Genomic DNA, 19,461 nt, shown 5'->3' on the forward strand with positions numbered 1-19,461 from the left:
GCGGGGCCCGTCCCAGTAGGGTCCCACGCATGGTGCGCGGAGTCGGCCGGACGGAAGGGATCCTGCTGGCCGGCTCCGTCCTCGCCGTGCTCGTGGTGACCGGCGTCCAGGCCAGGTCCCCCGGCACCTGGCTGATGGAAGTCGTCTGGGTGCTGATCGGGCTGCCGCTGGTGGTGGTCCTGCGCAAACGTTTTCCCTTGACCCGCTTGCTGTGCTGGCTGCTGGTGCTGCACGCGATCGTGCTGTGTTACGGCGGGCAGTACACCTACGCGGAGACCCCGGCCGGGGAATGGGTGCAGGGTTGGCTCGGCACTCAGCGGAACAACTACGACCGGTTCGCCCACGTCGTCCAGGGTTTCGTCCCGGCCATCGCGGTGCGCGAGGTGCTGCTGCGCCGGACCCCGCTGCGACCCGGTGCCTGGGTCGCGTTCCTGACCGTCTGCGTCTGCGTGACGATCGCCGCCGGTTTCGAGTTCGTGGAATGGTTCAGCGCGATGGTCGCCGGTGCGGGCGCGGACGATTTCCTGGGCACCCAAGGAGACGTCTGGGACACGCAGTGGGACATGTTCCTCTGCCTGTGCGGCGCCGTGCTTTCCCTGCTGATCTGGCGCAGGCTGCACGATCGGCAACTCCGGGATGATCGCGCGGGTTAGAGTGCTCGCGTGATCGGGGGAACGGCATGACGCCGCGTGTCGGTGAGGACTTCGGGGGATTCCGGATCGACGGGATCCTCGGCCGCGGCGGGATGGGCGTGGTCTATCGCGCGTGGCAGCACCGCATGCGGCGGCCGGTGGCGCTGAAGGTCCTGCCGCCCCACTACGCCGAAGACCCGGTGTACCGCGAACGCTTCGGCCGTGAGGCGGCGGCGCTGGCCAGGCTCGATTCGCCGCATGTCGTCGCGGTGTACGACCACGGCGAGGTGGACGGCTGCCTTTACTTGGCGATGCAGCTGGTCGACGGGCCCGATCTGGCCAAGGTGCTCGAAACCGGGCCGATGGACCCGGACCGGGCGCTGGCGGTGGTGGACCAGGTGGTCTCCGCGCTCGGTGACGCGCACGCGATCGGCGTCGTGCACCGTGACGTCAAAGCGGCCAACGTCCTGCTCCGGCCTCGCGCGGCGCACCACGACGAGGACTTCGCCTATCTGTGCGACTTCGGCATCGCGCGGTCGGCCGAGATCGACCGCGGCGCGGAGACGAGCGGCGTGATCGGCACCGTCGGCTACATGGCGCCCGAACGTCTTCGCGGCGAACCCGCCACCGCCGCTTCGGACGTCTACGCGGTGGGCTGCCTGCTGTGGGTGACGCTGACCGGGGAGCTGCCTTACAACGGCAGCCAGCCCGAGGTGATCGTGGCGCACGACAGGGCACCGATCCCGCAGCTGGTGGTCGGCGATCCGCGTACCGTCGCGGTCAACGATCTGCTGAAGTCGTTGCTGGCCAAGGACTTCCGTGACCGTCCGACGGTGCGTGAAGTACGCGACCGGATCCGGGCCATCCGCGCCGAGGCGCTGCCCGCCGGTGTCGTCGTCGAGCCGCCTCGCCGCCGCCGAACCGGTTTGGTGGCGGGTCTGGTGGCCGGTACCGCGCTGGTGATCGCGATCGTGCTCGCGGCGGTCTTCCTGATGTCGCCCGGGCTGCCCGCCGCCGACCGGATCGGCCGCAGCACGCCGTCCGGGCTCACCTGCGCGCCGGTGGCGGCGGCCGACGAGGGGGTCCGCGCGCAGGTCGTCTGCCAGACCGGCGGGGAAACCGGCGAGCTCCGGATCGCCGCCCTCGACGACACCGACGCGGCCACCGCCTACCTGCGCACCGGCGCGGGGACGGATCCGGCCGGGCTCACCACCGGCAAATGCCCCGCCGACCTGCCCGCCAAGCAGTCGTGGTCGCGCGACGGGCACCGCGGCACGCTCGTGTGCACGGTGCTCGGCACGACGACGCGGTACGCCTGGACCGACGACGAGCACGCCACCGTGTCGGTGCTCGACGGCCGCCTCGGCACGCCTTATCCCGCCGACCTGCGCGCGGTCGAGGACTTCTTCGCGGCGATCCGGTTCGGCTGAGTCAGCGCGAGCCGCGCTGCCAGCGTTCCAGCAGCGCCTCCGGCGAAGAGCCCGGTGCGCCGAAGAACCAGCCGTAGATCAGTTTCGCGTCGTCGTCGAAGTAGATGGCCGGGCTGCGGTCGTCCGCCGTGACGAATCGGATGAGCTGGCCGACTACCGGGCCGCCGAGGCGGTTCCAGGTCCGCACCTCGACGGTCCCGGGCACCACACCGCCGTTCGCCGAATTCTCCGAACGCAGTTTGATCAGCGCGTCGTGGTCGGACGCCGAACTGAACACCAGCATCGCGCCGTCGGCCAGCGGGCATTTGACCGTCTCGGCCGTGCCGGTCGTGGCGGGGACCGCCTGGCACTTCGCGGACTGCTCGTTGAGCACGTGCGCCTGCGCGAATTCCCACAGCGCGCCGGAGGAGAACGCGGCCCCCGGCACCTCCGGGCGTTCGAGCACCCCGAACTGGCGCGCGTCGTAGAACTCCACCAGCGCGGGAAGCCCGGTCTTCCGCGCCGTCAGGGTCGCGCTGACCGGACGCGGACTGTCGACGTCCCAGTAGACCGTCGATTCCCCGGAAGGGAGTTCCCGCATCGCGAAGGCCGCGCCCTGACCGGCATTGCCCGCCGAACGGACCGCTCCGGCGGCGCTCGCGAGCGCCCTGGACTCGCTGAGCCTGCCCGGCACGTCGTAGGTGACCAAGGTGAGGGCGTACAGCCCGGCGTCGCAGCCGACCCGTTCCGTCTCACCGGGCTTCGCGGGCTGCTGCGCGCACCGGACCGCGCCGTCGAGCAAGCGGGCGCCGAGCGCTCGGTAGCGGCCGGCGACCTGGTCGAGCGCGTAGCGGTCCGGCGGTGGCGCCGCGGGCTTTTCCTTGCCCTGGAAGAAGAGCACCACTCCGGTCGCGATCGCGGCCACCAGCAGCACCGCCCCGCCGACGAGCCACTTCCTGCGGGCGCGTGAGGGAAGTGCTCGTGTCGTGGGGTTCTGACGGCCACCCCAGGCGAGCCGGTTCTCCGCGCGGGTGGGGTTCAGCGGTGGCCCGGTCTGTTCGGGATCGCGCAACGCGGCCACGAGCGCGTCGATTTCGGCCGGGGTGAAGGCGTTTCCGGACTGCTCCAAAGCGGACCGGAGCGCCACCGGGTCGGTCAGCGCGTGGCGCCCGAAGCGGCGGACGACTTCGGCGAGCCGGGGATCCTGGTCGTCCATCACGCGTCCGGATCCGCCCAGAACTTGCGAAGCACCTGCTGATCGTCGGTGCCCGCCTGCATGTAGACGGCGACGCCGGTGGCGTCCTCGTCGAAGTAGAGCCGCGCGTAGCCGTTTTCCGGCTCCAGGAAACGGATCCGGGTGCCGTCGCCGGTACGCGGGGTGCCCACCGGGATACCCGCGCGGATACCCGGCTGTCCCGGCACGTACTCCCAGCGCAGCGTCCGGATCGATCCCGGCCGCGCGCCGTCGTTGTCGGTCTGCAGCACCTTGCGCAGATTGGTGAGCTGGCCGGGGAAGAACAGCACGCGGAAGCTGGCGATGATGCCGGAACCCAGCTCGCAGTTGACGGTTTCCCGGACACTCACGATGGATTTCGCCGCCTCGCAGCGGACGTCCGGATGATCGAGGTACGGCTTCGCCGCGGCCAGCAGCTTCGGATCCTTGAAGGCCGCGGCAGCTTCCTCGGGAACCGGCGCCGGGGAGGATTCACGCTGGGGCGCCGAGCCCATCGGCATCGTGGTGGTCTCGGACCATGACGCCGGCACCGTCGGCGGCTCGGCGACACGCTTCGGTTCGTCGCCGCCGACCAGCACGAGGTTCGCGACGGTCACGAGGACGACCGCCGCCGCGACGGCACCGCCGATCACGGCGAACCCTTTGGCGCGCTTCGGCTTTTCCCCGGTCAGGGCGGCGGTCGGCTCGTCGGTGGAGGCGTCCCTCGGGAGATAGCCGAGTGCCGTGCCCAGTTGCGCGCACGCCCATTTCGCACCGTCGCCGCCGCCGCAAGCCTCTACCGCGGCCCGGTGAGCCGCCGCGGGGCTGCCCCCGTCTTCGAGCACGGAGCGCATCCGCTGGGCCGCGCCCGCCCCCGCCGCCGCGGCGAGCGCGTTGATCTCGGCGTCGGGAGGCGGGTCGGGAAGACTGCGCAGGGCGCCGGTGAGGACGATCGGGTCGGACAGCGCGTCGCGCCCGTGCCGGTCCACCACGTCTTCGAGTGCGGTCAATGTGGTCATGGCGGTCAGTTAAGCCCATCCCGCTTCAAGCTCGCTTCAAGTCGACGGGGGAACCTGGAATGATCGTCCCGTGACGGTGGAGGTGCGGCTGCTGGGACCGGTGGAGCTGGTCGTCGACGGCGTGCCCGCCACTCCTGGTGGCCTGCGGCCGCGCGCGGTGCTCGCCGTGCTCGCCGCGTCCGGGGAGGCGCCGGTGAACGCGGGCAGGCTGGCGGAGGCGATCTACTCCGACACCGGCAAACCCGCGTCCCGCGCCACCGTGCAGGTCCACGTGCACAATCTGCGGCAGAACCTGGGTCCGCACGGGGGTTCCCTGCTCCACGGCCCGGCGGGTTACCGGCTTCTCGGCGTCCGCGCCGACATCCGCGAGGCGGAGGACGCGATCGGCCGGGCGAGAGCCGCCGAACGGGCACGCGACACCGGCGGTGCCGCGGCGGGATACCGGCGGGCGCTCGAAGTGTGGCGGGGTCCGTTCTGCGCCGACCTGCCGGATCACGCCGCCTTCGACCCCGCGCGCGGCCTTTACGCGGAGATGCGCTGGGAGGCACTGGAGGCGCGGATCGCCGCGGATCTGCGCGCGGGCGACGTTCCCGGCCTGGTGCGGGAACTGGAGGACCTGGTCTCCGAGCATCCGCTGCGGGAACGTTTCTGGGGTCAGCTGATGGTCGCGCTCTACCAGGAAGGACGCCAGGCCGAGGCGCTCGACCGGTTCCGGCAGGCGCGGCGGGTGCTGGCCGAGGAGGCGGGCGTTGATCCGGGGCCGGCGTTGCGGGAGCTGGAACGCGCGGTGCTGGCCCACGCCGGGACGGCGACGCTGCTGCGGGTGGCCGCCCCTGGCGCCGCCGGGGGCGGGCGGCCGACGCTGACCTGGGTCGACGGTGCGGGGCGGGCGCGCCTGCGGGAACTGCCCGCGCTGGGGCGGCTGGCGATCGGCCGGGACGCGGGTGCCGACGTCGCGCTCCGGCACGACGGCGCTGTTTCCCGCGCCCACGCCGAGATCACCGTCGGTGAGGGCGGCACCGTCCTGGCGGATCTCGGTTCGCGCAACGGGACCTTCCACAACGGCGAGCGGATCGCGGGGCCGGTCCCGCTCGCCCCCGGCGACGTCGTACGCTGCGGCGACACGGTACTGGCGGTGACGAGCGGCGGCGCGGCGGTCAGCCCGGTGGACGGGACCACCAGGTAGAACGATTCTTCACGAATCGCCCGGTACCGTTCAACGAATCGCCTGTAATGCAGGTAACCAAGCAACGATCTCCTGTTCTGCGTGTTCGGAGCGGCAGATACGGTCCTCGGCATGACTCTGCGAGCCGCGGCGGTGCGGCGGAAACCGGTCGCCGATCTGATCGCCGACAGTGAGCACGGCACGCTGAAGCGATCCCTCGGCCTCGGGCAGCTGACCATGCTCAGCATCGGCGCGACCCTGGGCAGCGGGATCTTCGTCGTGCTCGGCGAAGCGGTCCCCGTGGCGGGCCCCGCCGTCGTGCTGTCGTTCGTGCTCGCCGGCATCACCGCACTGTTCTCGGCGCTCTCCTACGCCGAACTCGCCGGAATGATCCCGGTGTCCGGTTCGTCCTACTCCTACGCGTACGCCACGCTCGGCGAACTGGTCGCCTGGGTCTGTGGCTGGTGCCTGGTGCTCGAGTACGGCGTCTCCGTGGCGTCGGTGGCCGTCGGCTGGGGGCAGTACCTCAACGAACTGCTGCGGCTGACGTTCGGTTTCGCCATCCCCGACGCGTTCAGCCAGCCACCGGGCTCGGGCGGGATCGTCAACGTCCCCGCCATCGTCGTCGTGCTGCTCGCCATGTTCCTGTTGCTGTCCGGCGCGAAGGAGAGCGCGCGGGCCAACGCGATCATGGTCGTGATCAAGGTCGGCACGCTGGTGCTGTTCTGCGCGATCGCGTTCTCCGCGGTGCGGGCGGCGAACTTCACCCCGTTCCTGCCGCTCGGGCTGGCCGGGCTGAGCGCCGGTGCCGCGAAGCTCTTCTTCTCCTACATCGGTTTCGACGCGGCCTCGACCGCGGGCGAGGAGGCGAAGAACCCGCAGCGGGACCTGCCGAGGGCGATCCTGCTCTCGCTCGCGATCGTCACCGTGCTGTACTGCCTTGTCGCCGTCGCCGCGGTCGGCGCCCTGCCGTGGCAGGACTTCGACGGCCAGGAGGCCGCGCTCTCGCACGTGCTCGGCGCCGTGTCCGACAATCCGCTGTGGGCCGGACTGCTCGCCGTCGGCGCGATCGTGGCGATCTCCAGCGTCGTGCTGACCGTCCTCTACGGACAGACGCGCATCCTGTTCTCGATGTCCCGCGACGGCCTTGTCCCCGCCTCCCTGTCCAAAGTGGACCCGAAGACCGGCACGCCGAGGATCAACACCCTGGTGGTCTCCGGCTTCGTCGCGACGCTGGCCGCGTTCATCCCGCTCGGGAAACTGGCCGACGCCACCAGTATCGGCACGCTGTTCGCCTTCGGGCTGGTGAACGTCGCCGTCCTGCTGCTGCGAAAGCGGCAACCGGAGGCGCCGCGCTCGTTCCGCGTGCCGTTCTCCCCCGTCACGCCGATCCTCGGCGTGCTGTGCTGCGGCTACATGATGCTCAGCCTCGACGGCGCGACCTGGATCGTGTTCGCCGGCTGGATGGCGCTCGGCCTGCTCATCTACTTCGGTTACAGCATGCGCCGATCCCGGCTGGCCGCGGATTCGCCCGTTCGCCGCCATAATTCCTAGCCTGTACAGCCGTAGTACGGGCCGGATCATTGAATGACGGTGATCGGTAGGGGACACTTCCGTCCGACCCACGGAAAACCCTACCGTGAACCGAGGTCCTTATGCGCCGATATGGCATTACCGTGCTGACCGCGTGCCTCGCCCTGTCCCTCACCTCATTCCCCGCCTCCGCTCAAGAGACGGCAACGCCCCGTGCCCCCTTCTGTTATGAAGAACCCGTACAACCGAAGGCCGATGTAAGTGACATAAAGGCCGGTTTCCAGTCCACGAAGTGGTTGCAGACGATCCAAGCCGTGTACAAGCGGCGCTGGCCGAGCGGCGAAGCCCTCGCGATCGCCCAGGCCAAGGACAAGTACTTCAGCCAGTTCGTCAACAAGACCAGCTTCAACGCGCTCGCCGAGTCCCTGATGGTGGCGATCCACGAAGAGACCCACATGTGGGATCTGGATCCGTCGAGAACATCGTGGGACGTGTATGTCTCGGCGTGGATCGACGCTTCCCGCAAGGCTATGAAGGTCCCGATCCACGGCGGATTCCCCCGTCGCGAAATCCTGCCGCTGATCACGGACAGTCTCACGCGTTCGATGGACGACATCTACCTCCGGGACCAGCAGCAGGGGTCGTACCGGATGCAAGGGGTCATCGCGGAACTCAACGCCGGGCTCATGGGATTGCCCGCCGCGACCGTCGTCGCCGAGTACATCCAGGGCGTGGGCGCGAGCAATTCGCGGGACATCGCGGCCACGAACATGCGCTACCTTCAGCTCTATCTGCGCGTCGCCAAGACGAAACATCCCGATTACTGGGCCAAGATCAAGGCACAGCCCGAATTGCGCGACTTCGTGCTCATCGAATTCCTCCGGACCGCCTATTGGCTGGATCAATCCGCGCCCCACGCCGCGAAACTCGGCAGTGCGGACGTCGCCAAGATCGTCGCCAAGAACTACGCACCGGAGAACGTCGCGATCATCGAGGAGTTCACCGGAGCCAAGGTGAACACGGGTTCGGCCAGGAACTGCACGCTCTGACGCCGCACGGCTCGCCGGTGACGGACGCCGTGTCCGTCACCGGCGAGCCGCCCCGTCACGGCACGAACACCGGCTGGTCCAGCGCCCACAGCCAGGATCCGTCCGGCTGACGGCGGGCGACCTCAATGGTCGCCTCCCCCGTGGTCAGCGTGGACGCCGTGAGCGCCAGGTCACCTCCCACCAGCGCCGGATGCTGCCTGCCCGGCAGGAGTTCCGGCGCGGCCGCGACGAACTCCTCGTACACCTTGCGGATCTCCGCGTGCCCCTTCGCGATGTTGCCCGGCGGGAACGCCAGTACGGCGTCCGGTTCGTACAACGCCACCAGTCCGTCGACATCGCCCGCGTTGCCCCGCTCGATGAAGAACTTGCTCAGATCGTTCGGCTCGGTGGCCACAGTCCTGCTTGTCATGGGGATGAGCCTCGCAGCGAATCACGACATCCTGTGTCGTGTATTCCGCTAGAGTTCCGGCCATGCGCGCCGACCGGCTGGTCTCACTGGTGTTGCTGTTGCGGCACCGCGGCCGCCTGTCCGCGACCACGCTCGCGCGCGAGCTGGAGGTCTCCACCCGCACCGTGTTGCGCGACATCGAGGCGTTGTCGGCGGCGGGTGTCCCGGTGTACGCCGAACGCGGCAGGCACGGCGGTTTCGGGCTGCTGCCCGGTTTCCGGACCGAACTCACCGGGCTGAACCACGACGAGGCGCTCGCGTTGCTGATCGCCGGATCGCGGCGCGGCGCGCAGGCGTTCGGCCTCGGCTCGGCGCTGGCAGCGGCCATGCTCAAGGTGGTCGACGCGTTGCCGGAAGGTCAGCGGGACACCGCGGCGGGCGCGGCCCGGCGCCTGCTCATCGACCCGGAGACCGACCTGCTCTCGCGCCGGGTGGCCGCCGAAGAGGTACCGGACGCCGTCGTCTCCGAGGTCCGGCGCGCGGTGTTCGCGGGGCACAAGCTGCGCATCCACTACGCGGCCGAGGGCCGGGCGGCGCGGTGGCGCACGGTGGATCCGATCGGCCTGGTCACCGTCCGGGATCGGGGGTATCTGCTGGCCACGAGGTCCGGCGAGGACCGCACCTACCGGCTGTCCCGGGTGCGGGCCGCCGAGGAGCTCCCCGAACCGGCGCAACGCCCGGACCGGGTGGACCTGGACCGGACCTGGCAGGAACGCAGCACGCGGTTCCGCAGCGGCGGGGACCAGGTCGCCGTGTCGGTGCTGGTGAATCCGGTGCGGCGGGACGAACTGGCGGGCACCGCGCTGGCCGTGCTCACGGAAGAAGCCGCCGAGGACGGCCGTCTGCGCATGGAGGTGACCTTCCAGGACGCGCGTCACGCCGAATGGGCGTTGTGGCAACTCGCCACGGACGCGGAAGCCGTTGCCCCTCCTTGGTTGCGCGCTTCCCTGCGTGACCGGGCCGAGGCGATCACCGCCCGCTATGCCGATGAGACCAAAGTCAAGTCGAACCGGCGGGCCGGGACGGGATAATCCGGCCATGACGAACGCCGCCCTGGGAACGGCAGCCACGACTTTCAAGGCATTGCTGAAGGGTTACCGCGTCCGAGCCGGCCTCACGCAGGAGGAACTCGCCGAGGGGTCCGGGGTGAGCGTCCGAGCCATCAGCGACATGGAGCGCGGGATCGCCAAGAGCCCGCAACGCCGGACGATCGAAGCGCTCGCCGCGCCGCTGTCGTTGACCGACGAAGAGCTGACCGGCCTGCAGAAGGTCGCGCGGCAGGGCCGCGCCCCCGCGCCCGCGCCCGCCGGGATCACCGGCGCGCACCTGATCGGCATCCTCCCGGCGGACGTCGACGACCTCACTGGCCGCGAAAGCGATCTCGACGCGTTGCGCGCCCTTTCCGCGGATCTGGGCGGCCGCCGCAGGTCCGGGCGGGTCGCGATCCTGAGCGGACCTCCCGGGACCGGCAAGACCACCCTCGCGGTCCGCGTGGCGCACAACCTCGCCGAGGAGTTCCCCGGCGGCAGGCTTTTCCTGAAACTGCGCGGGATGTCCGCCGAGCAGGCGAGCCCGGCGGACGTGCTGCATCTGATCCTGCGCTCGCTGGGCGTCGACGCCGTCCGCATCCCGGCCGATCAGGAGGACCGGGTGAGCCTGTGCCGTTCGCTCCTGCAGGACCGGGCCACCCTGATCGTCCTGGACGACGCTGCCGACGAAGCCCAGGTCCGCCCGCTGCTGGTCGGCGGGCCGCGGTGTCTCACCCTGGTCACCAGCCGTCAGATGCTGGTGGGCTTGGAGGGCGCGAGCAGGCTCGCTCTCGACGTGTTCGGCGAGGACGACGCGGTCGCCCTGCTGTCGACCATCATCGGGGCGGACAGGGTCGCGCGGGAGCCGCGGGAGGCGCTCGAACTGGTCGCTCTGTGCGGGCGGCTGCCGCTGGCGCTGCGGATCGCGGGCAACCGGCTGGCGAGCCGCCCGACCTGGCCGCTGGCACGCCTGGTGGATCAGCTCCGGGATCGCGGCAAACGGCTGACGACGCTGACCGCCGGCGATCTCGACGTGCGCAGCGTCTTCGAACTGTCGTACCGCCAGCTCAGCCCGAACGCCGCGGCGGTGTTCCGGCGGCTGTCGCTCGTCCCGGCCGCGGACTTCTCGGTGGGGGCCGCGAGAACGCTCATCGAAGCGGCCGACGAGGACGACGCCGCCGTCTTCCTGGAGGAACTGACCGACGCGAGTCTGCTGCAGACGTCGCAGGAGAACGGCCGGTACCAGTTCCACGACCTCCTGCGGGTCTTCGCGACCGAACGGCTGGCCCGCGAGGAGTCCCCCGACGTCGTCGAAGCGGCGGAAAACCGGCTGGCCGATTGGCTGGTGCGCACCGCGACGGCGGCGGGCCGCTACTTCCACCCGACCGACGGAGTCAGCCCGCTCCCGGCCGCGACGCCGTCGTTCGGCGACCACTCCGGAGCGGGCAGGTGGCTCGAGGTCGAATTGAAGAACTGGCACGCCGCCGTCACAAGCGTCGCCGCGCGCGGCGACCACCGGCCGGTGCTGGACCTGGCCGAATCCATGCACTGGTATTCGGAGATCGGCGGGACCGCGAGTACCTGGTACGACGTGTTCCAACTCGCCGTGAACGCGGCCATCGCGCTCGGCAGCGACCGGGAGGAGGCGGTCCACCGGAACTATCTGTCCTGGGTGCAGGCCTCGCTGTGCGATCAGGCGGAAGAGGCCGTCCGGACGGCCCGGCTGGCCTGGGACGCCGCGGAGAAGGCGGGCGACCGGCGCGAACAGGGCTGGGCGCGGGTGTACCTGACGAGCGCGAACGCCCGCGAGACGTCGCCTGAACTCTTCGACGAGGCCGTGCGCCTGTTCGAGGAGGCGGACTATCCGCTCGGGGTCCATGTGGCGCGGACGATGCGGGCCTCGTACCGGTACCGGGAGGGCCGGTTCGCCGAGGCCGCCGAAGAGTTCGACGCCTGCGTCCGCTATTTCGCGCCCGAACCCGGCGGCTCGCGCACTCCGGTGGACGACACCAACTACGCGTACGTGCTGCTGCGTTCGGCCCAGAACCTGGCCGCGCTCGACTCGGCCGATCGGGCACTCACCCAATGCGAGACGGCGCTCGGACTGTTCCGTCGTCACGGCGCGGCCATGGGCCAGGCCCGCGCGCTCCAGGAGACCGGGCGGTTCATGCGGCGCCAGGGCGACCACGCGAACGCGCGCCGCCGGTTGTCCGAAGCCGGGGAACTCTACGAACGTATCGGCCTGACGCAGGCTCAGATCGACACGCTCGACGAAAGGGCGGCGCTGTCCGAGGAGATGGGCGACCCGGCGTCGGCCCACGCGGACCGGGAACGCGCGCGGGGCCTCCGTGACCGGCTCGGACGGTCCGAAGTGGTCAGACCGAACTACGGTTCCTAGCTGACGCTGTTCCTGGCTGACGTTGTTCCTGGCTGACGCTGTTCCGCTCGCACGCCGAGGCCGGCTCGGGATGGGGGGGGCGCCGGCCGGCCTCGACGTGCGCGGGAACGTCGCGGACGACGTTGGTCCAGGTGCGGGGTCCGGCGGCCGACACCCCAGCCTGGGTCTCGTTGTCCAGGACCGGTGTGCCGGGGGGGGTTCCGGTTCGAAGCCCGATGGCCGTGTCCGAGTGCCATCGGCTTCGCGTCGCCGCTGGACAACTGGACCAAACCTAAGCCGGTAGGACCTCCGGGTCCATGCAGCCTTACCGGCAGAACGGGCCGTCGATTTCTGCCGGTTGGGCTTTGGCAAGGCGCTCGGTTGACCCGAGGGTGAGCAAACCGTGGCAGGCAGTGAATGGGTTCCTTTCTCGACTGTCCACAGGGGACACTTTCGAGAGTGGCCATGCCCGATTCAGGCGTTTTGTGAAGGGTCGTGAGCGATAAGGACGGTTAGAACCACACTTACCACTCACGACCCCAGCCAAAACCGTACCTATGAACATGAAACAGACATCCGCCGGTCATCTGGCGTCCTTTGTGGGCACTGACCGCACCAAGAGCGACACCGGCCGGCATTTATGCGACTTTGCCGAGCCCCCGACGCTCGGGGCATGACGAGGGGCCCGTCGCCGGTGTGGCTGGCGGGCTCCTCGGTGGTCAGCGGTGGTGCAGGGTGTTGCGGCGGGGTTGTCGGAGCGGATCTCGGTATTGCGGCGGGATGAACTCCGGTAACCCATCGGCGGCCATGAGGACTTCCCAGTCGCCGTGGTGGATCAGGCGGTGATGAAACCCGCATACCAGCACCAGATTCCGGAGATCCGTCGGGCCGCCGTCCGCCCAGTGATGAATGTGATGGGCGTGACAGTTCTTCGGCTTCCGATGACAGCCCGGGAACGCGCAGCCACCGTCGCGGATGTTCAATGCACGTCGCTGGCCGGGGGTGACGAACCGTCGCAGCCGCCCCACATCCAAGGGCTCGCCCGCCGCGCTCATCACGACCGGCAGCATGAGGCAGTCGCAGGCGGCCAGGCGGGCTTCCCGGGCCGTCATCGTCCCAACGAAATCCAAGCAGGCGGTCCCCAGACCCGACTTGAGTTCGTCGAGTCCGATGGTGACATGCAGCAAGGTCCGGTAGCCGCTGGTACCGGGCTGATCCGGGCACGCGATCGCCAGCTCCAGGATGTCGACCCACGCATCACCCAGGCGCTCGCACTTCATCCGCAAATCCGCCTGCCCGAACTCGTCCACCGGCCGCGGCTGGGCATAGGCCTCCAACGCGGCGGCGGTGCGGGCCCCGGTCTCGTCATCGAGCAGACCGGTCAGCTTCCAGAACCCGTCCTTACGCCGCTCCAGCGTGATCTCCCGGCGCGGCTCCTTCGGTTCCGGGTCTTTCGGGCTCGTTCCCATCCGGGTCCAGCAACCCAAGCAGATTCGCTTCAGCGTCCGCGAGCTGCCGGGGACCGGCGTCCCGGGCAAGGGTCGCGAGAATCTTCTCCGCATTCGCCCGATCCTCAGCGGAGGTGTCGGCCGGGAGTCTCTTCAAGAACTCCAGGATCTGATCGATCCGCTCATCCCCGACCAACCCCTCCGCCGCCACCGCGGCAGCAACCGGTGCCACAGCAGGAACCTCGGTGCCATCCAAAGCACGCGTCGGGTTCAACGCGATCGCCCGCTTCACCACCGGACCAGCTTCACCACGCGACAACCCCGCCACATCCGCAAACCACGCAGCAGTAGACCCATACCCGTACAAGTCCTTGACACCCCGAGACTCGATCTCCGCCAAAAACCGCCCCAAACCGGCGGTTGCCATCCGAATCACCTGCAAGGACTGCTGCACGCCATGCGCAAGCTCCAGCTTGCCAGCACGCCACAACTCCTGCGGCAACTCAGGAAGGAAAGTCTCGGACACCCCCCAAGAATACCGCAAATACCCGAACACGTGTTCGTAATTTTAAGCAACAAGCGAACCGCGCGAACAACACTGAAGGGTGATTTGACGTGAAACGACGACTACCCTGAAGCACTTAGTCGACTAATTGCGAGGAGAATCGCCGAACCGCAGCCCATGCCTGCCAGGTGCGGCACTGCCGCTGTACTCCTTGAGATCGGCGACCAGCCCGGCCACCTCGGGCACGTTCTCGAACCGGCGCCGATGCACATCGGCGATCTTCCCGCCGATCTCCGGATCCGGGTCGTCGGTGATGCCGTAGGACACGAACGCGTCGATGAGCGGCAGTCCGGCCCGGTCCATTTCCAGATGCGCCGGGTGATTCATGTACTCCTCGTATGCCTCGATGTCTTCGAGCACCGTGACGGCGCCGTAGTCGAATTCGCCGCCGAAATCAGGGCCGACGACTCGCGCTTTGATCGCGGGAATGGCGTGGATGTGCTTCCCCATCCGCGCCAGCCCGGCGGTCTTTTCCTCTTCGGAAACGTCTGCCTTGAGCGTGAATCGGATGCAGTGGTAGATCATCGGGCTTCCCTTTCACGCGGACAGGAAATCGGCGGCATGGTCGCGGGCGAAGTCGGTGACGTCGCGCGCGGGTTTTCCGGTCAGGTCGGCGACGGCCGTGTGCACTTCGGCGGCTTCGCCCCTGGCGTAGTGCGCGTAGTCCTCGATGAGGCCTTCGACCTGCCACGGCGGGAGCAAACCGCTCAACGCCGCGGCGAACTGCTCGGCGGACGTGTCGTGGAAGGTGACGTTCCGCCCCATGGCGGTCGAGAGCGCCTGGGCGATCTCGCCGTGGGTCACCGCACGCGGTCCGGTCAGCGTGTAGGTCCGGCCGGAGTGCCCCGTACCGGTCAGCACGGCCGCGGCGGCGTCCGCGATGTCCCTGGTGTCGATGGCGCTGACGGCGGCGTCGCCGATGGGCGCGGCGAAGAAACCGTGCGCGATGGTGCCGGCGAAGGCGAGCAGCGCCTGCAAGTAGAGGTTGGGACGCAGCACGGTGTACTCGATCCCGAGCGATCGGACGTGCGCCTCGACTTCGGCGTGCCAGCGCAGGAACCGCACCGGCGAGTCTGCGCGCGCCGCGTACTGCGAGAGCAGCACGAGCCGGCTCACACCGGCGTCCCGGGCGAGGTCGGCGAACCGGATCTGGAGCGAGGCGGCGTCGGGAGCGGAAGGACTGTTGAGGAAGGCCGCGTCGACGCCTTTCAGCGCCGCGCCGACCGCTTCCGGGTCACGCAGGTCGGCGACGACGGTCTCGGCGCCGGGAACGGAACGGCCGGGGTCCCGGGTCATCGCGCGGACGGCGACGCCGCGGGCTCGCAAGGCGGGGATCAGGTCGGATCCGATGGTCCCGGTCGCACCGGTCACCACTACAGTGTCCATTGTGGAGTGTCCTTTCCAGACAGAGTTCAGTTACGGGTTTTGACTGCGGAGACGAGTGACACCGCGAGGGCGATGACGACGAGCGCGGCTTCGCCGAGGAACGCGGTCGTGAACGAGATGTCCCCGTGTGTCCCCGCGGCACCGATGGCGATTCCGGCGAGCGCGGCCAGCCCGACCGCGCCACCCAGTTGCTGCGCGGCGTTCACCAGGCCGCTGAGCAGACCTGATTCACCGTCCGCGCTGTCGCGGATCGCCATCGCGGTGGCGTTGACCGCACCCAGCCCGAGCCCGGCACCGATCAGCAGGAACGCGCCCAGCAGGCTGACGGAGAAGCCGCTGGTCGTCGGATCCCCTGCCAGCCAAAGGAATCCCGCGAGCAGGACGGCGAGGGCGGACGGCAGCGCGCGGGCGAGCCCGATCCGTTTCGCCAGTATCGGCGCGAGCACACTGCCCACGATGATCATGACGGCGAGCGGGAGCTGGGCCATGCCGGTCGCCAGCGGGCTCATCCCGAGCACGTCCTGCTGGTACTGCGGCAGGAAGAAGAACAGGCTGGTCAGGGTTCCGCCGATCAGCACCATCACCAGGTTCGCGGTGACCACCGGCTTCCGGCGGAACACGCCCAGCGGAACCAGAGGACGCGAGGAACGCCGCTCGACGAACACGAACGCCGTCAACGAAACAAGCCCCACCACGAGACCGACGACCGTGCCGGGCGCCGTCCATCCGGTGTCCGACGCCGAGACCATCCCCAGCGCGAGCCCGGAGATCCCGAGGGTGATCGTGACGGCGCCCAGCGCGTCGAACCGGCCCGGCCTGCCGGGCACCGGCGGCACGGCACGCCACACGACGATCGCCCCGACGGCGCCGAACGGCACCGGGGTCACGAACACCGCCTGCCAGCCGAGCAGTTCGGTCAGCGTTCCGCCGAGGAAGACGCCGACGAGACTGCCCGCTCCCGCGACCGCGCCCCAGATCCCCATCGCGCGGGTGCGTTCCGCCGGGGACGAGTAGAGGCCGAGGACGAGCGACAGCGCGGCGGGCATCAGGAGTGCCGCCCCGATTCCCTGCCCGATCCGCCCGGCGATCAGCAGCCCACCACCGGTGGCCAGCGCGCAGAAGGCCGACGCCGCGAGGTAGACGGCCATTCCGGCGAGGAACACCTTCCTGGCCCCGAGCACATCGGCGAGACGGCCGCCGAGCAGCAGCAGACCCGCGAACGTCACCAGGTAGCTGTCCACGACCACCGTGAGTTCGGCGGCGGTGAGCGCCAGGCCCTGCCGGATCGTGGATCCCGCGAGGTTCACCATGGCGGCGTCGAGGATGACCAGGAACATGGCGCTCGCGAGGCCGAGCATCGCCACCCCGCGCGAAATCCGTTTCGTCGCTCGTACTGTCATGCCGCCACGATCGCGCGGGCACCCGTCCGTTCGCGTCGGTGACCATCACCTACTTCGCCTCGCTAGGGTTCGGACCATGCCCACGACGTCCCCCCGTTCGCTCGTCGGCAGACGAGCCGAGATCGATCGCCTCCTCGCCCTGGTCCACGCGGCGGGCCGGGGCGAGGGCGGGGTGCTCGTCCTTCGTGGCGAGCCGGGTATCGGCAAGAGCGCGCTGCTGGAGCACGTCGAACGGGCGACGGCGGAGGAGTTCCAGCTCATCCGCGCGTCCGGGTCGGAATTCGAGGGTGAACTGCTGTTCGCGGCACTGCATCAACTGTGCGTCCCGGCGCTGGCGCACCTCGACACGCTGTCGGCTCCCTACCGCGAATCCCTCCTCGTCGCTTTCGGGCTTGCCGACGGCGCGCCGGACCCGTTCCGGGTCGGTCTCGCCGCGCTCGAACTCCTGGCGACCGCCGCGGGGACGCGTCCGATGCTGTGCGTGATCGACGACGCGCACTGGCTGGACACCGCGTCGACGAGGGCGCTGACGTTCCTGGCGAGGCGGATCGCGGCCGAACCGATCGCGATGGTGTTCGCCGCGCGTGACCAGGATCCGGTTCGCGGGCTGGACGACCTGCCGGGACTGACAGTCGGCGGCTTGAGCGATACGCACGCGCGTGCCCTGCTGGCCGGGGAAAAGACCGTGACGCTGGACGAACGCGTGCGCGATCGCCTGCTCGCCGAGGCGCGCGGCAACCCGCTCGCGCTCATCGAACTGCCGAAGGCGGGCGGTTTCGCCCCGCCGGCGCCGTCGCCGATCGCGAGCCGGATCGAGCGGAGTTTCCGGGCCAGGATGGCGGAACTGCCCGGGGGCGCGCGGCGCCTGCTGACTCTCGCGAGCGCCGATCCCACCGGCGATCCCGGTCTGCTGTGGGCGGCCGCGAAGCGGTTGGACATCGACGTGCCCGCCGCGAGCGCCGCGGCCGAGGCCTCCGGGCTGATCCGGTTCGATACGCGGGCGCGCTTCTGCCATCCGCTGGCCCGCTCCGCCGCGTACCGCGCGGCCGAACCGGAGCAGCGCCACACGGCCCATCGAGCACTGGCCGAAGTCACCGACCCGGAAACCGCAGGAGACCGCCGGGCCTGGCACCGGGCCCAGGCCACCTCCGGGCCGGACGAACAGGTCGCGGCGGAACTGGAATTGTCGGCGTCGCGCGCGCAGGCACGCGGAGGTGTGGCGGCCGCCGCCGCGTTCCTCGAACGCGCGGCGGCGCTCTCGCTCGACCCTGCCAAGCAGACCGAGCGCACCCTCGCGGCCGCGCGGACCACGCTGGAGGCGGGCGCGACCGACGCGGCGGCGGAGCTGCTGGCCAGCGTCGACACCGAGACCTTGGCCGTCCCCCAGCACGCCTCGGTCGATCTGCTGCGCGGGCGGATCGCCTTCGTCCAAGGCGCGGAGGGGGCGATCCGCGGGCCGGAACTCATCCTGCGGGCGGCCGAGCGGCTCGCCGCCGTCGATCCGGAGCGGTCACGCGAGTCCTTCGTCGCGGCCTTGGAGATGGGGCTCGTGGTCGGCCGGGCCGCGGGAGTGCTGGACCGGGTTCTCGACGCGGCCCGCTCGGCGCCGCCGGCGTCGGGACCGCCGGATCTCCTCGACGCGCTGGTGCGGTTGACCACGGAAGGACACCATGCCGGTGTGCCGGCGCTTCGCCGGGTTCTCACCGGCGACGACGCGGGCTGGACCAGGACACCGGCCTTGGCCACCGTGCTCGCGGGCGAACTGTGGGACATCGACCTGCACGCGACGATCGTCGACTGGCTGGTGCGGACCGGACGGGACACGGGATCGCCGATGACCATCCGGCTCGGCCTGTCCCAGGTGGCGCTGCACGCGGTGCTCACCGGGAACTTCGGGCGGGCGATGGCCGCGATCGCGGAAGAGGAGGCGATCGCGGACGCCGTCGGCGATCCGCCACAGCTGTACCCGCGCGTGCATTTGGCGGCGATGCGCGGCCGCCGCCGGGAAGTGCTCGACCTGTTCGCCGAAGCGACGACTCGCGGCAACGGACAGCTGACCGCGAACGCCCATTGGGCGACGGCCGTGCTGTACAACGGGCTCGCCGAATACCCGGCGGCGCTGGACGCGGCGACCCGGGCCGTGGCGAGCGGCGACCTTTTTCTCACCGGTATCGCGCTGCCCGAACTCGTGGAAGCCGCCGTGCGGTGCGGCGAGGACGCCGTCGCCCGGTCGGCGCTGGACTCCTTGGCAGCCCGCACAGAACCCGCGGGAACCACCTTCGCCCTCGGCATCGCGGCGAGCGCGCGGGCCATGGTCAGCGACGCGGAACCCGACCACCTGGAAGCACTCCGGTATCTGGCGGACGACCCGCTCGCGGTGCACCTCGCGCGGGCGCGGCTGCGGTACGGCGAGTGGCTGCGCCGCGCGGGCCGCCGACGCGAGGCGCGTGAACACCTGCGCACCGCGCACGACCAGCTGTCGGAGATCGGGCTGGAGGCGTTCACCCGGCGGGCCGCCGACGAACTGCGCGCGACCGGGGAGGTCGCGCGCAGCCGTTCCGGGCGTTCCTACGACCACCTGACCATGCAGGAGACGCATATCGCGCGCCAGGTCGCGGCGGGCGCGACCTCGAAGGAGGTGGCCACCCGCCTGTTCCTCAGTCCCCGCACGGTGGACGCCCACCTCCGCAACATCTTCCGCAAGCTGAACATCACTTCGCGCAGGCAATTGCGGGACATGCCCGATCTCCACGACACGGACCCCGGTTCTTGACCGTCCCGTTCACGGC

The 19,461-nt window shown here is 70.1% G+C and carries 14 protein-coding genes and 1 pseudogene; 8 read left to right on the top strand and 7 right to left on the bottom strand.

The window, feature by feature from the left end; translation table 11 throughout:
- Positions 1 to 29: 29 nt before the first annotated feature.
- A complete protein-coding gene (locus DMH01_RS12175) occupies positions 30 to 653 on the top strand; it encodes a DUF2238 domain-containing protein (RefSeq protein WP_125676048.1) in 624 nt (207 codons plus the stop codon).
- Positions 654 to 679: 26 nt separating this feature from the next.
- Positions 680 to 2,062, top strand: a complete 1,383-nt coding sequence (locus tag DMH01_RS12180; RefSeq protein WP_125676050.1) for a serine/threonine-protein kinase — start codon at positions 680 to 682, stop codon at positions 2,060 to 2,062.
- A gap of 1 nt (position 2,063) precedes the next feature.
- Here the strand turns inward: DMH01_RS12180 and DMH01_RS12185 are convergent, their stop codons facing one another.
- Positions 2,064 to 3,257: a hypothetical protein gene (locus DMH01_RS12185; protein ID WP_125676052.1), complete on the bottom strand. Its 1,194-nt coding sequence runs from the start codon at positions 3,255 to 3,257 to the stop codon at positions 2,064 to 2,066.
- Entirely contained in the window at positions 3,257 to 4,273 is a 1,017-nt protein-coding gene (locus DMH01_RS12190) for a hypothetical protein (protein WP_125676054.1), read from the bottom strand. Before DMH01_RS12190 ends, DMH01_RS12185 begins: the two co-directional genes overlap by 1 nt.
- 70 nt (positions 4,274 to 4,343) lie before the next feature.
- Here DMH01_RS12190 and DMH01_RS12195 point away from each other — a divergent pair, with 70 nt between their 5' ends.
- The 3 genes from DMH01_RS12195 (at position 4,344) to DMH01_RS12205 (ending at position 8,020) form a co-directional block, all read left to right on the top strand.
- The gene (locus DMH01_RS12195; RefSeq protein WP_125676056.1) at positions 4,344 to 5,459 is read left to right on the top strand and encodes a BTAD domain-containing putative transcriptional regulator; all 1,116 of its coding nucleotides are present in this window, start codon (positions 4,344 to 4,346) and stop codon (positions 5,457 to 5,459) included.
- 111 nt (positions 5,460 to 5,570) lie between these two features.
- A complete protein-coding gene (locus tag DMH01_RS12200; protein ID WP_125676058.1) occupies positions 5,571 to 6,992 on the top strand; it encodes an amino acid permease in 1,422 nt (473 codons plus the stop codon).
- Positions 6,993 to 7,285: 293 nt separating this feature from the next.
- Positions 7,286 to 8,020, top strand: coding sequence for a hypothetical protein (locus DMH01_RS12205; RefSeq protein ID WP_125676060.1), 735 nt, complete (start codon positions 7,286 to 7,288; stop codon positions 8,018 to 8,020).
- Between the two features lie 55 nt (positions 8,021 to 8,075).
- Here DMH01_RS12205 and DMH01_RS12210 read toward each other — a convergent pair whose 3' ends face one another.
- On the bottom strand, positions 8,076 to 8,414 hold the full coding sequence (locus DMH01_RS12210; RefSeq protein WP_125676728.1) for a nuclear transport factor 2 family protein: 339 nt from the start codon (positions 8,412 to 8,414) through the stop codon (positions 8,076 to 8,078).
- 77 nt (positions 8,415 to 8,491) lie between these two features.
- On the opposite strand from DMH01_RS12210, the gene DMH01_RS12215 reads away from it, so the two are divergent.
- Together DMH01_RS12215 and DMH01_RS12220 are read left to right on the top strand one after the other, a co-directional pair.
- Positions 8,492 to 9,499, top strand: a complete 1,008-nt coding sequence (locus tag DMH01_RS12215) for a YafY family protein (protein WP_125676062.1) — start codon at positions 8,492 to 8,494, stop codon at positions 9,497 to 9,499.
- 7 nt (positions 9,500 to 9,506) lie between these two features.
- The gene (locus DMH01_RS12220) at positions 9,507 to 11,894 is read left to right on the top strand and encodes an NB-ARC domain-containing protein (RefSeq protein WP_125676064.1); all 2,388 of its coding nucleotides are present in this window, start codon (positions 9,507 to 9,509) and stop codon (positions 11,892 to 11,894) included.
- A 698-nt stretch (positions 11,895 to 12,592) separates the two neighbouring features.
- Here DMH01_RS12220 and DMH01_RS12225 read toward each other — a convergent pair.
- From DMH01_RS12225 to DMH01_RS12240, 4 genes and pseudogenes are all read right to left on the bottom strand, one after another.
- Positions 12,593 to 13,847, bottom strand: a pseudogene (locus DMH01_RS12225) (DUF222 domain-containing protein).
- 123 nt (positions 13,848 to 13,970) lie between these two features.
- A complete protein-coding gene (locus tag DMH01_RS12230) occupies positions 13,971 to 14,411 on the bottom strand; it encodes a Dabb family protein (protein WP_125676066.1) in 441 nt (146 codons plus the stop codon).
- 12 nt (positions 14,412 to 14,423) lie between these two features.
- The gene (locus tag DMH01_RS12235) at positions 14,424 to 15,272 is read right to left on the bottom strand and encodes an SDR family oxidoreductase (protein WP_125676068.1); all 849 of its coding nucleotides are present in this window, start codon (positions 15,270 to 15,272) and stop codon (positions 14,424 to 14,426) included.
- Positions 15,273 to 15,298: 26 nt separating this feature from the next.
- Complete coding sequence (locus tag DMH01_RS12240; RefSeq protein WP_233621482.1) at positions 15,299 to 16,672, bottom strand: MFS transporter; 1,374 nt, start codon at positions 16,670 to 16,672, stop codon at positions 15,299 to 15,301.
- A 76-nt stretch (positions 16,673 to 16,748) separates the two neighbouring features.
- On the opposite strand from DMH01_RS12240, the gene DMH01_RS12245 reads away from it, so the two are divergent.
- Entirely contained in the window at positions 16,749 to 19,445 is a 2,697-nt protein-coding gene (locus DMH01_RS12245) for an AAA family ATPase (protein WP_125676070.1), read from the top strand.
- The last annotated feature ends 16 nt before the right edge of the window (positions 19,446 to 19,461 follow it).

The organism is Amycolatopsis sp. WAC 04182 (genome assembly GCF_003947465.1).
Taxonomy (GTDB): Bacteria; Actinomycetota; Actinomycetes; order Mycobacteriales; family Pseudonocardiaceae; genus Amycolatopsis.